We start from the raw sequence: 12,573 nt of genomic DNA, 5'->3' as shown, positions 1-12,573 counted from the left end.
GCGCGCCGGGCGGGGGGCACGCGCTGGAACCAGCCCGCCCGCGTTCCCACCCAGATTCCCTGACATGTTTGTCAGGATGATGGGAATTTGTTGTGCTGTCCAACGCCTATCCGCGATCGCACCGATCGGGATTCGTCATCGATCGAATCGGTCGGCGCCGGCGAGTGCAGGTCCACACCCGGGACGAGTGGCCGGACCGGCCTCCGACCACCGGCGTCGCCGTCGGCGATCAAGGTGTTCCGCGGAACCGCTCCTCGTCCGACCCCGGCCCCAAGCCCAAGCCCAAGCCCAAGCCGACGATCGTGGTGTTCCTCGGAACCGCGTCCCGGTTCCCGCGCCTGCGCGGCTGTTCGCCGGAGCCTGGGCCGAGCCCCGGCCGCCTAGTTACTGACGGTGGCGAACGAGGGGGGTGGGAGCGGGGGTGTGCGGGGAGCCGGCGTCCTGTGGTTCTTTGCTATGGACATATCGGACGCCAAACCGGCTACAGGGACCACGGTGGTCGCTCTCCCACGCATCCACCCCGAACACCGACCCGTCGCCGCCACGCTCCGCGATCGCCGCCGCCACGAGCACGTGACACGGTCATGCAGATTCCGCGGAACCGCATCGCGCGCCCTGATCCCGCCCCGCCGCCGGCGATCAAGGTGTTCCGCGGAACCGGGGCCCGCGTCCCGGTCCGCCCGCTATGATCCTGGCATCTGATCGTCGCCGATGACATCGCGATGCTGCCCGCTGGCCACGAGGCCGCCGAGGCGCTCCACCGGCTGACTGATACCGCCCGCGAGCAGCGCGGCGCCAGCGTCCCCGGCCCGGCCAGGCCCATTCCCTGTTGCGGCGGTCCCCCAGCCATCACGCCAGGGGACCTGCCGCCTTCGTATGCACCCGCCAGAGGAGACCGAGCACCGTGAGCACATCCGATGACTTCGTCGTCATCACCGGCGGCCCCGGAGCCGGTAAGACCACCCTCGTCGATGAGCTCCAGCGGCGAGGGTTCCCCTGCATCCCCGAAGCCGGCAGGCGCATTCTCCAGGATCAGATCACCATTGGCGGCCGGGCCCGCCACGAGACGGATTCCCTGCTGTTTGCCGAGATCATGCTGTCGTGGGATATGCGCTCCCACCACGAGGCCACCCGGCAGGCGGGGACGGTCTTCTTCGACCGGGGCATACCCGACGTGGTCGGCTATTATCTGCTGCTCGGCCAGCCGATTCCGGCACACGTGACCGCCGCCGCGCAGAATTTCTGCTCATCCTCCGGCGTCTGTCCCCCCGACCGGAGAACTGAATCGGGTGGCGTCGGCGAGGGCCATGGTCACGACCTTGTGAAGGGCGTCGGGGGCCGGGGGAGTGCCGTCTCGGCCGGCGAAGAGCAGGTGCCCGCCGCCGATCAGCATGAGCGCGAGCGTGTCGGTGTCGGCATCCGCCGCGAGGCGGCCGAGGTCGCGCTCGGCGGCGAGGTAGGCGGTGACCATCGCGGTGGCCTCCGTCAGGACGGGGATGCCGACCGTCCCGGTTGGGCGCAGGGCGGCGCGCAGCTCGTCGCGGACGGTGACGAGGCCCACGATCGCCAGCGCGACCGAGCCGAACAGGTCCGCCAGTGCGGCCGTGAGGTTGCCGGCGACGGTGCCGGTCCCAGCGCGTTCGTGCAGGTCGGCTGCCAGGCTGTCGAGTCGGGCGACGCGGTCGCGCACGAGTTCGGCGAGGAAGGCGTCGAAGTCGGCGAAGTGCCGGTGCAGGACGCCCTTGGCGCAGCCCGCCTCGGTGGTGACCGCCCGACTCGTCAACGCGTTCGGCCCGTCGCGCAGCAGGACGCGTTCGGCCGCGTCGAAGAGCTGCTCGCGCACGTCACGCAGGGCCACCCCGGTCGGCATCGTCCCATCCTCCCGCTTGCGGCGGCCTGCTTGCGATGGGCCGCTCGTGGCGAGGCTCGACGTGATTGCCGAGTGGGCATGCGCCCACTAGAGTGGGCGTATGCCCACTCTACCTTCGGGGTCGGCGCGTCCTTCCGATCGGGAGCCGCACCGCCACCGGCAGCTGGCGGAGTCGTTCGGCGCCGACCCCGATCGCTACGACCGGACCCGCCCCCGCTACCCCGAGGCCCTGGTGGGCCGGATCGTGGCGGCCAGTACCGGGCCCGACCTCCTCGACGTCGGCTGCGGGACCGGCATCGCCGCCCGGCAGTTCCGCGCGGCCGGCTGCCGGGTGCTCGGGGTCGACGTGGATGCGCGGATGGCGCAGTGGGCGCGGCGCAGCGGGATCGAGGCCGAGGTGGCGGCGTTCGAGACCTGGGATCCCGCCGGGCGCACCTTCGACGCGGTCATCGCGGGGCAGACCTGGCACTGGGTGGATCCGGTCGAGGGAGCGGGCAAGGCTGCGCAGGTGCTGCGGCCCGGTGGCCGGCTGGCCGTGTTCTGGAACGTGGGCCAGCCGCCGCCCGGCCTGGTGGAAGCCTTCTCCGCGGTCTACCGCCGGGTGCTGCCCGACGCGTCGCTCTACCACCGGGCGATGCCCGGCCTGGACGGGCACTCGACGTTGCTCGCCAGGGCCGCCGACGGGATCCGCCGGTCGGGCGGGTTCGGCGAGCCGGAGCAGTGGCGGTTCGATCGGGAGCAGTCCTACACCCGGGACGAGTGGCTGGACCAGGTGCCCACCTTCGGCGGCCACAGCACGTTCCCGCCGGCCACGCTTACGCGGCTGCTGGCGGGCCTCGGCGCCGCCGTCGACGCGGTGGGCGGCGCCTTCCCGATGCGCTACACCGCCGTGGTGATCATCGCGGCGCGCACCGGCACATAGCCGCGAGGCGGGTACAGTCGTCCTGACTGCCCAGAATCAGTGTATCGGCTCGTTTTCTTTCCGGCGTTCGTGCGATCGGTCGGAAATGGCGGCCGAAATACCTCAGGGAGAAGTGCGTGCGCGCAATACAGTTTGCCGGAGTGCGGGACGTCCGCCGGGTCGAGGTCCCGAAGCCCACGATCGGTGCTGGTCAGGCCCTCGTCAAGGTCACGGCCGCCGGCGTGTGTCAGACCGACATTCACATTCGTGGTTCGGCCGAGCAGATGATTCCCGCCGGGACGATCCTGGGCCACGAGATCGCCGGTGAGATCGTCGACATCGCCGACGGTTTCCCGCATTTCTCGCCGGGTTCCCAGGTTATCGTGCACCCGGTCTGGTCCTGCGGCGTGTGCCGGATGTGTGTCGCCGGTCAGGAGAACGCCTGCCGCAACACCGGGAACCGCCTGTATCCCGCCCCGACGCCCGGGGTTTCCGTGAACGGCGGAATGGCCGACTACGTCGCCGTGAACGCCTCCGCGCTGGTCCCGGCCGATGGTCTGGACCCCGCCTTCGCCGCCGTGCTCGCCGACGCGGGCCTCGTGCCCTACCACTCCATCAGAGCCACCCTCGACCTGCTGCGTCCCGGTTCCACGGCGGTGGTCATCGGGATCGGCGGCCTCGGGCAGTTCGCGGTCGAGCTCCTGCGGGAACTCACCGCGGCGCAGATCATCGCGTTGGACATCAGGGACGCGTCGCTCGCCGCCGTCCGGGGGAAGGTCGACCACGCCCTGCGCTCCGACGATCCCGAGGTCGCCGCGAAGGTCCTGGCGGTCACCGGTGGTTACGGTGCCGACGTCGTCCTGGATCTGGTCGGCAACAACCAGACCCTCAAGCTGTCCGGCGCCGTCGTCGCGCCCTACGGCGCCGTGCGGGTGCCGGGGCTCAGCGACGGGGTCTTCTCGTTCGAGACCTCGCAGACGTCGGTCTCCCTGCCGTGGGGCGCGTCGCTCACCCGCCCCTACAGCGGGAACCACCAGGATCTCCACGACCTGGTGGCGCTGGCCCGCACCGGCCGGATCACCGCCGACCTCACCCGGTACGGCTTCGACGACGGCCTGCAGGCGTTCGACGACCTCGAGGCCGGCAAGATCTTCGGCCGCGCCGTCATCGTCCTGGCGGACGCGACGTCCTGACCCGGCGCGGCGGACACAGGCCGACGCCGCTCATGCCCCGGCGGTCGTCGGCCCCATCCCCGGCCCCATCCCCGGCCGCGTCCCCGGCCGTTCGCGCGGCCGTCGCCTCGGGTACCTCCACGATGGTCGACCGACAACGGTCCGGCCATCGACCCGGGGGAGTCACCATGACCAGCAGCACCGTGCCGCTTGCCGGCGTTCCCGTGCCCGACACGAGTCTGGCCGCGCAGGCTACCGAGCTGGTGCGCGACGCGACCGATGACCTGATCTACCACCACTCGCGGCGGGTCTACTGTTTCGCCGGCCTGCAGGGCCGCCGGCGCGGGCTGAGCTTCGACCCCGAACTGCTCTACGTCGCGGCGATGTTCCACGATCTCGGCCTCGACGAGCGGTTCCGCCGCAGCGGCCGGCGCTTCGAGGTGGACAGTGCCGACGAGGCGCGCCGCTTCCTGCATGGGCACGGGATGCCCGAGGACAGCATCCGGCGGGTGTGGACGGCCATCGCGCTGCACACCACCCCGGGCATCCCACAGTCCATGGAGCCCGAGGTCGCCCTGCTCACCGCCGGGGTGGAGTACGACGTGCTCGGGATCGGCTACCACGACATCAGCGACGCCGACCGGGACGCGATCACCAGGCTGCATCCCCGCCCGGACTTCAAACGCCGCATCCTGCGGGCCTTCACCGACGGCATCGCGCCCCGGCCGGACACCACCTTCGGCAACGTCAAGGCGGACGTCCTCGCCCACTATCTGCCCGGCTTCCGCCGCCGCGACTTCGTCGACACCATCCTCGACTCCCCCTGGCCCGAATAGCTGGGCCATGGCACCCCGCGGCCCGATGCCGGCGCCGCGGACCAGGAAATCTCCGGTCGCCGCGCGCCGCGTTTCGCTGCATGTGCGGAGACGTTAACCCGTAATTCCGGGTACGTTCCGGCTGGCTCGATAGCTTGCCGAGGCTCGGAAGAAGGACAGCGGGGCGATTGCCTCGAGATGACCCGACCCCGAAGCGTGAACTGCGCCGCCCTTTTTGTGAAGGAGCCCAACCGTTGCGTTACCGCAGGATTGCTTTAACCATTGTTGCAGCGGGTGCCCTCACCGTGACGACGTCGATGTCGGCCAGCGCGACGCCCCCGACCAGCGCCGGCGCCGCCCCGTCGACGATCGCCGTCATCGGTGACATCCCTTATGGCGCGGAGAAGATTGCCGCCTTCCCGGCGGACATCGCGAAGATCAACGCCGATCCTGACGTGTCTCTCGTCGCGCATCTCGGCGACATCAAGAACGGCAGCAGTCTCTGCTCGGACTCCTACTTCGCGACGATCAAGGCAGATTTCGATCAGTTCCAGGATCCGCTCGTCTACACGCCGGGCGACAACGAATGGACTGACTGTCACCGTGCGAACAACGGCGGTTATGTTCCCACGGAACGTCTCGCCGCGCTACGTCGGCTCTTCTTCCCGGTGCCCGGCCGGACGCTCGGGGCGAACGCGAAGCAGGTGATCACCCAGGCTTCGGACCCGGCGTACGCCGCCTTCGTCGAGAACACCATGTGGACTCAGTCCGGCGTGGTGTTCTCGACGCTGAACATCCCAGGCAGCAACAATGACCTCGGTCCCTGGTTCGGCGTGACCCCGCTGTCGGCGGACCAGCAGAAGGAGTACTCGACCCGGCTCGATGCCACGCTGTCGTGGATCAACACGGCGTTCAACACCGCCCGGCAGACCGGCGCGCCCGGCGTCGCGCTGCTCCTGCAGGCGGACATGTGGGACACCAGTGCGCTGGCCGCGGGCGGGGACGGCCTGACCGGTTACGACGCCATCGTGAAGCGGATCGGCACCCTTGCCGGCCACTTCGGCAAACCGGTGCTCCTCCTTGAGGGCGACTCGCACGTCTTCCGGGTCGACCATCCGTTCACCCGCACGGACCCGCTCTACGGCATCCATCCGCTGGCACCGAAGGACCTTGAGGTCCCGAACGTGACGCGGATCGTCGTCGACGGCAGCGGCCAGGCGAACGACTATCTCAAGCTCAGCATCGACCCGTCGACCCCGGACGTCTTCAGCTGGTCGCGCGTCAACTTCTGACGCGCATTCGCCGACACCGGGGTCCGCATCCCGGTGGCATAGGCCAGGCGCTGGCCGGGACCGTTGCGCTTCGCCGTGTACATGGCGATGTCGGCGGCGTTCAGCAGGGTCTCGGCGTCGGCAAGGTCCGGGTTTGACAGGGCCAGCCCGACGCTCCCGGTCAGCGTCACGGGACGGTCGCGCAGCCGGACCGGTGCCGCGAGCGCGGTCACCACCCGGTCTGCGATCGCCTCGAGGTCGGCGGTGCCGTCGACGTCCTCACACAGGACGGCGAACTCGTCGCCGGCGAGGCGTCCGGCCACGTCGCCGGGCCGCACGGCGTGGGACAGCCGGGCGGCGGTGGCGCGCAGCAGGTCGTCGCCGGCCTGGTGGCCGAGGGTGTCGTTGATCGCCTTGAAGCCGTCGAGGTCGACGAAGAGCACCCCGACCCGCCGCCCGTCGTGGTGGGCGCGGTGCAGCGCCCGGTCGAGGCGGTCGAGCAGCGCGGTGCGGTTCGGCAGGCCGGTGAGCCCGTCGTGCAGCGACCGGTGGCGGATCTCGGCTTCCATCTGGAAGCGCAGGGCGGCCGATCCGAGCACCGCGGTGACCGAATGGACGAACTCGCGTTCCTGCTCGCTCAGCGGCGCCCGGTGCAGTTCGATCATCGCCAGCGGTCGATCGGGGCGGCCGACCGGCACCGTCACCCAGCCGGCGGCGGATCGCGGCGGGTCCCGCTGCGTTCCGGTCGGGACCTCGGGTTCGCGCCGATCCTCGCGGGCGAGCGGGCCGTCCCGCTTCCCGTCCGCGCCGAGACCGTAGGCCCGCACCAGGTCGGCGCCGAGACGGTCCGCCAGCGCCGTGACCGCCCGCTGCCACAGCTCGGCCGGCTCGCGCGTCTCCAGGGCACGGCGGCCCAGGTCGGCGACGACCGCCTGCTCGGCGGACCGGGCCCGCACGTTGGCCAGCGCGAGGTGCAGGTCGGTGACGTCGCTGGCCACCGAGGCGACGGAGGCCACCCGGCCGCCCGGCCCCGGAATGGGCACGAGGTGCACGTCGAGGCGGCGGCCGAACGCCTCGATGACCTGGTGGACGCGCTCCCCGTCGAGCGCCCGCCGCATGAGCGACGTCGCCTGCGGCAGGTAGGCGAACGCCGTGAAGATGGACGACGCCCGCGCCTCCGCCAGCCCGGCGGCCGCCTCCGGACTGGCGGTTCCCTCGCTGACGAGGACCCGCCCGCCGCGGTCGACCAGGAACATCGACACCGGCGTGTTCTCCACGATGAGCCGCAGCCGGTCCTGGGCGGCGATCTCCTCGGACACGTCCTGGAGATGGACGACGAAGTACTCCTCGCCGTCGGGGTAGGCTCGCAGCACGATGGTGGCCAGGGCGTGGCGCAGGTCGCCGTCCGGCTGCAGCAGGCGGACCATCATCCGTTCCCGGCGTCGGCCGGTGGCCTGGCGGAAGCGGATCTGCGCGTGCAGTCGGGCGTGGTCCGCCGGGGTGGTGATCTTCTCCCAGTCCAGGCCGATGACCTCGGCCTCGGGCCGGCCGAACAGGGCGCAGGCGGCCGCGTTGGCCCGGCGGATGCGGTGATCCCGCACGGTCGCCTCGACGACCGCGATGTCCAGAATCTCGATGAGATCCGGCTGCACCCCCAGGGGCATGACTGTCCACCTACCTACCAGCACGTTGCCGACGGGTCTCGGCGTACCCACACGACTGTTCGGTAAGCAGATGTGTGCATTCAGTGATGGGCTTGGCGGTGTGGGGAGATGGCTGACCGGCGGTCCGGGGGGTCAGTCGGACGGGTGCTGGCGGCTGTGCAGGTAGCGGCCGAGGGCCATCACGGGCCAGACCAGCCGGTAGCCGTGATAGTTGAGGTAGAAGAAGCCCGGGAAGCCGGTGCCGGTGAACATCTCCTCGTCCCAGCCGCCGTCCGGGCGTTGCTGCTCGGTCAGCCAGCGGGCCGCGTCGGCCAGGGCGTCGGCGTGGGCGGAGGCGCCACCGTGGGCGCCCCCGTGGTCGGCGGCGAGCAGGCCGAGCATCGCCCAGGCCGTCTGCGAGGGGGTGGAGATCCCGCGGCCGGACCACGCCGGGTCGCTGTAGGAGCGGATGTCCTCGCCCCAGCCGCCGTCGGGGTTCTGCCGCGACAGCAGCCACTGCGCGCCCGCCCGCATCGCCGGGTGGGTCGGCGGGAGCCCCGCGGCCTGCAGGGCGGGCAGCACCGAGCCGGTGCCGTAGACGTAGTTGACGCCCCAGCGGCCGTACCAGGATCCGTCGGCCTCCTGGTTGCGCAGCAGCCAGTCGACGCCGCGCAGGGTGCGCGGGTCGCGGATCCGTCCCGTCTCGCAGAGCAGTTCGACGACGTGCGCGGTGACGTCGGCGGACGACGGGTCGGTGAGGGCACCGAAGTCCGCGAACGGAATCTGGTAGACGAGGGTGCTGGCGTTGTCGGAGTCGTAGGCCCCCCATCCGCCGTCGCTGGACTGCAGGGCGAACAGCCAGGTCGTCGACCGTTCGAGGGCGGCGTCGACCCGCTTGCCCGCCGGGTGGCGCAGCCGACGCAGCCGGTTCAGCCGGTGCAGCGCCAGCACGACCTCGGCGGTGTCGTCGGTGTCGGGGTAGGTGTCGTTGTCGAACTCGAACGCCCAACCGCCCGGCGCGACGGTCGGGTGGGCGACGGCCCAGTCGCCCCTGCGGTGCTGGACCTCCTGGCCGAGCAGCCAGTCGGCGGCCCGTTCCAGCGCAGTCGGGACCGTCGCGGGCTGCCCCGGGTCGCCGGTCGCGACCCGCTGGGTGGGCAGCGCGGGCGCCACGTCGACGTCGGCGGAGGCGTCGATTCCCGCGTCGGCCAGGGCGAGGACGGCCAGCGCCGTGTCCCAGATCGGCGACTGGGAGGCCTCGACCATGCGCGAGCCGTCGTCGCGATGCAGGGTGTAGGCGTCCAGCGAGCGCAGCGCGGCGGCGAGGACCGGATGGTCGAGGTCGTAGCCGAGCAGGCGCAGCGCGATGATCGAGTAGACGGCGGGCGGCTGGATCCCGCCGAAGCAGCCGTCCGCCTCCTGCCGGGCGATGATCCAGCGTTCCGCGGTGCGCAGGGCGTGCCGGCGCAGCGGCCCGACCGGGTGGCGGTGGTAGCGGTGCAGCGCCGCGTCCAGCCCCCGGAAGAAGACCTTCGCCGTGTTCGGCCGGTCGGCTCCCAGGCGCCGCATCGCGCCCCGCGGCGTCCGGCCGCCGCCGGGGGACTGGGCGGCGGGGACCTCGTCGGCGCGCAGCTCGGCCAGGTCGAACGGCGCCGGGCGCTGGGGGCGCAACGCCGAGACGATCGTCAGCGGGACGATGGTCTGGCGGGCCCAGGAGGCGAACGAGTAGATGCTCAGCGGCGCCCGCGGAGGAACGAACATGATCTCGGGTGGCAGGACCGGCAGGTCCGCCCAGCGCCACCAGCCGAACAGTGCCAGCCAGATCCGGGTGAACACCCTGGTCGCCGGGATGCCGCCGCGCTCGCGGATCCACGCGGCGCTGCTCCGCAGTGGCTCGTCGTCGGGGGAGTCGCCGGCGAGCCGCAGGGCGATGTAGCACTCGACCGTGGTGGACAGCTCCCCGGGACCGCCGAAATAGGTCGGCCAGGAGCCGTCGTCGAGGCGCCGAGAGCGGATGTGCTTCGCGGTGGCCTCGGTCTGCTCGACGGTGCGGATGCCGAGGAACTCCCGCAGGAGGAGGTCCTCGGCGTCCATCGTCGGATTGGTCTCGAGGTCGAACTTCCACCATCCGCGCGGGTCCTGCAGCCGGAGCAGGTGCTCGGCGGCCCGCTGAACCGTCTTCCGCAGGCCGTCCGCGTCCTGGGGCACGGTCTGCGTGCGCCCGGGGTGCGGGGCGGGGTGCGTTCCATCCGCGCGGTCGACATCGCGAAGCTCGAGGTCAGGCACGGTGTGCGGGGTTCCTTTCGATGACGAGGCTGTCCAGGCAGGTCAGGCTGTCCAGGCAGATCAGGGCGGTGGCGGCGAGGTCCGCGGGATCGGTGCTGTCCGAGGCGCACCAGGCGCGCACGGCGACCTGCACGGCGGCGAGGAACGCGAACGCGGCCAGCGAGGCGTCGAGGTCCGTGCGTCGCGGCTGCGGGCCGTCGGGGTCGTCGCCCTCGACGAACTCCAGCGCGAACCGGTCGCCCAGGGCGACGATCCTGTTCTGCACCGCCCCGGCGAGCGCGGAGGCGTTGCCGATCGGCAGCAGGTGATCGGTGTAGTGCCGCAGCGACTCGCCGTCCGGGCTCATGATCGTCCAGGCGTCGATGACCGCGGCGCGCAGAGCGGTGAGCGGCGGCTCGTCGGCCGGACGCCGGCGCAGGGCCGTCAGGGTGAGCTCGCCCATCTCGTCCAGCGGCGCGAGGGCCACCTCTTCCTTGTTCGCGAAGTACCGGAAGAAGGTGCGGACGGACACGTCGGCGCCCGCCGCGATCGCCTCGACCGTGGTCGTGTCGTAGCCGTTGTCGTGGAAGAGGGCGTGCGCCACGTCGATGATCGACTGCCGCGTGCGGCGTTTCTTGCGCTCCCGCAGGCTTTCCGCCTGCTGCTCGGACATCCCGCGAACCACCCGAAGATTTTTCTGGACCAAACCGACATGCCGGAACATATGGCACGAACTGTCACTTGGCAAAGGGTGCCTACTGCGTCCGTGTGACAGTTGCCGCCCGCCGACGCTCCCTCGGTGCTGCGAGGCGCAGGGGGCAGTGGGCGCCCGACGCCCGGCGAGCCGGTGGCGAGGCCTGTGCGCAGGCGGGTCGGGTACGCCCCGCACGCAACCCCGGTGCCATTCACCTCCACCGGGAACCCGCCCGATGGTGTGCCGACCCTGATCGACCGCGGCGTGCTGCGCGCCGTGGTCGCGGCACCAGCGTCACCACCAGGGGAAGACCGGTGGGCGGGAGCGAGGGTCCTGCAGGCACCGTGTTCCGCGCCCCCTGCTGCCTTGATCTGCCGGTGGTCGGGGGTAGCGACAGGCACCCGCTCTGACCGTGTAACATCGCAGACGTGCGCGGGTGAGACACCCCGCGACCACCTGTCCGGGTGGCGGAATGGCAGACGCGCTAGCTTGAGGTGCTAGTGCCCTTTATTGGGCGTGGGGGTTCAAGTCCCCCCTCGGACACTCTAAGTAATCAAACAGCTACTTAGGGTAGCTGTTTTTTCTTTGGTATGAGTTTCCCTGTCTGCGCTGTGTGGTGTGGGGCTCCAAAATTCGGGTTTTGGCTTGTGAGCTGGCCTTCTACGGCCGACATGATCGTCCGTGGGGGTGGTCAGGCGGCGTTGCGGTATTCGTTGATCAGTCCGCCGAGGATGCGTGTGCGACGGATGGTGGACCCGGGGGTCGGGGTGACCACCGGTGGCGGTTCGGGTGGGTGCTGGTCGAGGGCGCGGTGGGGCCGGTGGGTGTTGACATGTTCGGCGTAGCTGGTGAGGGCCGTCGTCAGGTGCCGTTCAGAAACGATCAACAGTCTGTCGGCGCATTCGCGGCGGGCGGTGCCGATCCAGCGTTCCGCGATCGCGTTCGCCTTCGGTGACTGCGGCGGTGTGCGCACCACGTCGATGCTGGCTGCGGTGAAGGCAGCATCGAACGAGGCCGTGAATTTCGCATCTCGGTCTCGGGTGAGGAACCGGAACCGATGGCCGTGTTCCTCGAGGTCCATCAGCAGGTTCCTGGCCTGCTGGGTGACCCAGGCTGCGGTCGGATGCTTCGTGACCCCGAGGACATGGACGTGGCGGGTGGTGTGTTCGACGACGAAGAACACGTGGATCCGCTGCAGGAACACGGTGTCGACGGTGAAGAAGTCGCAGGCCAGCAGGCCGGAGGCCGGCGCGGACAGGAACGTCCGCCAGGAGCCCTCTGCCCGCCGGGGCGCAGGGTCGACGCCGGCACGGTGCAGGATCCGCCGGACGGTGGCGACCCCCACCGGGTAGCCCAGTCCGACGAGCTCGCCGTGGATCCGGCGGTGCCCCCAGGTCGGATTCTCCCGGGCGAGACGCAGGACCAGCTCGCGGACCTCCCCGCGGACCGGCGGCCGTCCGGGGGTCTTACGCGGATAGGTCCGTTGTCGTGCGAGGAGCTCACGGTGCCAGCGCAGCACGGTGGCCGGGGTGACGAAAAACGAACCCCAGCGAGCCCGGGGAAGGAGCCGAGACAGGGCTGCGAGGACCACCCGATCCGCCGGCTCCAGCGTCGGACGATTCACCTGCCGACGCAGCACCGCCACCTGATGGCGAAGGACGAGGAGCTCCACCTCCTTCGCCGTGTCCTCGCGCACGCGCAGCAGCATCAGCCCGAGAGCGTTCCGCGTCAGGGCGTAGAGCAGCGACCACACCACGACCATCCAGCCTGCCTGGCACTGACCCGATCCGGCGGGCAAACGCCCAGGCCACCGCCCAAATCTGTATTCCGGAGCCCCGCAGCCGGATGCGTTGAAAGGCGTACGTCCGGTGCGGGAGGCGACCCGAGGAAACGGGCTGGGCGTGAGCCCAGCACCGCGCCTCGGATCGGCCTCACCCCCAGC

Annotated in this window: 9 protein-coding genes, 1 tRNA gene and 1 pseudogene; 6 read left to right on the top strand and 5 right to left on the bottom strand. The window is 70.9% G+C overall.

Annotation, left to right across the window (positions count from 1 at the left end; genetic code table 11):
* Positions 1 to 904: 904 nt before the first annotated feature.
* Positions 905 to 1,225: pseudogene (locus AC5R91_RS08450) on the top strand (AAA family ATPase); the annotation flags it as partial.
* 21 nt (positions 1,226 to 1,246) lie between these two features.
* Here the strand turns inward: AC5R91_RS08450 and AC5R91_RS08445 are convergent.
* Positions 1,247 to 1,870, bottom strand: coding sequence for a TetR/AcrR family transcriptional regulator (locus tag AC5R91_RS08445; protein WP_495396596.1), 624 nt, complete (start codon positions 1,868 to 1,870; stop codon positions 1,247 to 1,249).
* A 100-nt stretch (positions 1,871 to 1,970) separates the two neighbouring features.
* Here AC5R91_RS08445 and AC5R91_RS08440 point away from each other — a divergent pair, with 100 nt between their 5' ends.
* The 4 genes from AC5R91_RS08440 (at position 1,971) to AC5R91_RS08425 (ending at position 6,050) form a co-directional block, all read left to right on the top strand.
* On the top strand, positions 1,971 to 2,792 hold the full coding sequence (locus tag AC5R91_RS08440) for a class I SAM-dependent methyltransferase (protein ID WP_495396595.1): 822 nt from the start codon (positions 1,971 to 1,973) through the stop codon (positions 2,790 to 2,792).
* Positions 2,793 to 2,908: 116 nt separating this feature from the next.
* Positions 2,909 to 3,964 (top strand): alcohol dehydrogenase catalytic domain-containing protein, encoded by a 1,056-nt coding sequence (locus AC5R91_RS08435; protein ID WP_495396594.1) that lies wholly within the window; start codon positions 2,909 to 2,911, stop codon positions 3,962 to 3,964.
* A gap of 167 nt (positions 3,965 to 4,131) precedes the next feature.
* Positions 4,132 to 4,779 carry an HD domain-containing protein gene (locus tag AC5R91_RS08430; protein WP_495396593.1) on the top strand — a complete coding sequence of 216 codons (648 nt, stop codon included), beginning with the start codon at positions 4,132 to 4,134 and terminating at the stop codon, positions 4,777 to 4,779.
* Between the two features lie 233 nt (positions 4,780 to 5,012).
* Complete coding sequence (locus tag AC5R91_RS08425) at positions 5,013 to 6,050, top strand: metallophosphoesterase (protein WP_495396592.1); 1,038 nt, start codon at positions 5,013 to 5,015, stop codon at positions 6,048 to 6,050.
* Here AC5R91_RS08425 and AC5R91_RS08420 read toward each other — a convergent pair.
* From AC5R91_RS08420 to AC5R91_RS08410, 3 genes are all read right to left on the bottom strand, one after another.
* Positions 5,984 to 7,693 carry a sensor domain-containing protein gene (locus tag AC5R91_RS08420; protein ID WP_495396591.1) on the bottom strand — a complete coding sequence of 570 codons (1,710 nt, stop codon included), beginning with the start codon at positions 7,691 to 7,693 and terminating at the stop codon, positions 5,984 to 5,986. The genes AC5R91_RS08425 and AC5R91_RS08420 overlap by 67 nt on opposite strands.
* Positions 7,694 to 7,825: 132 nt before the next feature.
* Positions 7,826 to 9,958, bottom strand: a complete 2,133-nt coding sequence (shc, locus tag AC5R91_RS08415; RefSeq protein ID WP_495396590.1) for a squalene--hopene cyclase — start codon at positions 9,956 to 9,958, stop codon at positions 7,826 to 7,828.
* Entirely contained in the window at positions 9,951 to 10,610 is a 660-nt protein-coding gene (locus AC5R91_RS08410) for a TetR/AcrR family transcriptional regulator (protein ID WP_495396589.1), read from the bottom strand. Before AC5R91_RS08410 ends, shc begins: the two co-directional genes overlap by 8 nt.
* Positions 10,611 to 11,089: 479 nt before the next feature.
* Here AC5R91_RS08410 and AC5R91_RS08405 point away from each other — a divergent pair.
* A tRNA-Leu gene (locus AC5R91_RS08405) sits at positions 11,090 to 11,174 on the top strand.
* Between the two features lie 148 nt (positions 11,175 to 11,322).
* On the opposite strand, the gene AC5R91_RS08400 is transcribed toward AC5R91_RS08405, so the two are convergent.
* Entirely contained in the window at positions 11,323 to 12,393 is a 1,071-nt protein-coding gene (locus tag AC5R91_RS08400; RefSeq protein WP_495396588.1) for an integrase core domain-containing protein, read from the bottom strand.
* Between the last annotated feature and the right edge of the window lie 180 nt (positions 12,394 to 12,573).

This window comes from Frankia sp. BMG5.60 (genome assembly GCF_059428125.1).
Note: the sequence above shows the minus strand (reverse complement) of the source record. Positions and strands in the feature narration are given on the sequence as shown.